Origin of the sequence: Streptomyces sp. RP5T (genome assembly GCF_003933965.1) — a bacterium.
Lineage (GTDB): Bacteria > Actinomycetota > Actinomycetes > Streptomycetales > Streptomycetaceae > Streptomyces.
Map to the genome: position 1 here is coordinate 1 of NZ_RSAJ01001025.1, position 1,637 is coordinate 1,637.

Below are 1,637 nucleotides of genomic sequence, written 5' to 3' on the forward strand. Positions count from 1 at the left end.
GGTGCGTGGGGCCCGCCGGGGTCTTGGCGTGGGCGGGGTCACATGTTGTTCGGCGGGCTGGTGATCCATCATGAGCGGATGCTCAGATTCATGCCGGTCGGCGACTCGATGACGATCGGGAGTGCGGGCGAGCACACCTGGCGGTACCGGATGTGGCAGCACCTGCGCGACACCCACGGCCGCCCCTTCGCCCTCGTCGGACCGCGCGAGACGCTGTACGACAAGGCGGTCGGCGCCCCCACCTCGTACGAGTACGCCGATCCCGGCTTCCCCCGGGCCCACCTGGCCGGCTGGGGCGAGGGCTGGGTGCACATGGCCCCGCTGATCGGCGAGGCGGTGCGGACGCACCGCGCCGACGTGCTCCTGGTGTCGCTGGGCCTCATCGACCTGGGCTTCTACACCAACGCGGAACAGACCGCGGAGAACGTCCTGGCCTTCGTCACCGGGGCCCGCCGGGCGAACCCCCGGATCCGGATGGCCGTCCTCCCGGTGATACCCAACGTCCGCGCGGAGTCGGACGCGCCCTTCGCCACCGAGGTCACCCGCTTCAACGAGCTCCTGGCCAAGGCGATCGCGGACCTGGACGAGCCCCGCTCGCCCCTGCTGCCGGTGTCGCCCCCGTCGTCGTACGACATCAACCACGACACCTACGACGGCACGCACCCGAACGCCGGCGGTGAGCACAAGATCGCGGCGGCCTTCGCGGACGCGATGTACCAGGCGTGGGACCTCGGCCGGCCCTACGCTCCGGCCGGCTGACTCGCGTCAGAGGCGGTGCACCCGCTGCGTGGTCAGCTCATAGCGCGCGCCCACGACCGCCAGCGCGCCCGAGCCCACCTTCGCGGCGAGCTCGGGTTCCGCCGCGAGCCGAGCCCGGACGAGCCGTATGTTCGCGTCGACCGTGGAGTCGATCCGCGCGTCCCCGGACTTCGTACGGTCGATGGCCGGGCTGATCCGGTCGGCCAGGTACTGGATGTGGGCGGGCAGTTCCGTGCCCGACTCGTCCGCCTGCACCGCCGCCTTCACCGCCCCGCAGGACTGGTGGCCGAGCACCATGAGCAGCGGGATGCCGAGTTCGAGCACCCCGTACGCGAGGCTGCCGAGCACGGCCTCGTCGAGGACCTGCCCCGCGGTGCGCACGGTCATCAGATCGCCGAGCCCCTGGTCGAAGACCAGCTCCGGGGCCACCCGGGAGTCGATGCAGCCGAGCACGAGGGCGAAGGGGTGCTGCGCGGTCGTCAGCGCCTGCCGGACGGCGGGCGTCTCGTCGGGGTGCCGCTCGCGGTAGGCGCGCCAGCGCCGGTTGCCCTCGGCCAGCTCGCGCAGGGCCTCCTCGGCGGTGGTGGGCCGCTTGCGCGGCGGAACCTCGGTCGGCGCGGCTACGGCGGCAGGGGTGCCGGCGGCGAGGCCGGTGCCGAGGGCGGCGGTACCGGTGAGCGCGGCGCGCAGGAGGGCGCGCCGCGCGGGTGTGTGGGGGCGGTGGTCGGAGTTCACGGAGGGGAACGTACGTCCGGCCCGTTCCCCTCCCGTTCGGATTGCCCTTTCATGGCCGGGCGTTGGTGATTCATGGGCGAGAGCTGAACCGTTCTTGGCCGAGGCCGGAGCCTTGGGGGGCTGAGGGCTGGGGGGTCAGAGGC

At 72.9% G+C, this 1,637-nt stretch carries 2 protein-coding genes; one reads left to right on the forward strand and one right to left on the reverse strand.

All coding sequences use genetic code 11. The features are described 5' to 3' along the window. Positions 1-78 precede the first annotated feature (78 nt). Positions 79-759: a GDSL-type esterase/lipase family protein gene (locus EHS43_RS44105; RefSeq protein WP_125196004.1), complete on the forward strand. Its 681-nt coding sequence runs from the start codon at positions 79-81 to the stop codon at positions 757-759. A gap of 6 nt (positions 760-765) precedes the next feature. Here EHS43_RS44105 and EHS43_RS44110 read toward each other — a convergent pair whose 3' ends face one another. Next, positions 766-1,494, reverse strand: coding sequence for a carbonic anhydrase (locus EHS43_RS44110; RefSeq protein ID WP_260471007.1), 729 nt, complete (start codon positions 1,492-1,494; stop codon positions 766-768). Positions 1,495-1,637: the final 143 nt, after the last annotated feature.

Excerpts from the sequence above, each read along its gene's own strand:
- EHS43_RS44105 (WP_125196004.1), top strand. The coding sequence starts at position 79 with ATGCTCAGATTCATGCCGGTCGGCGACTCGATGACGATCGGGAGTGCG.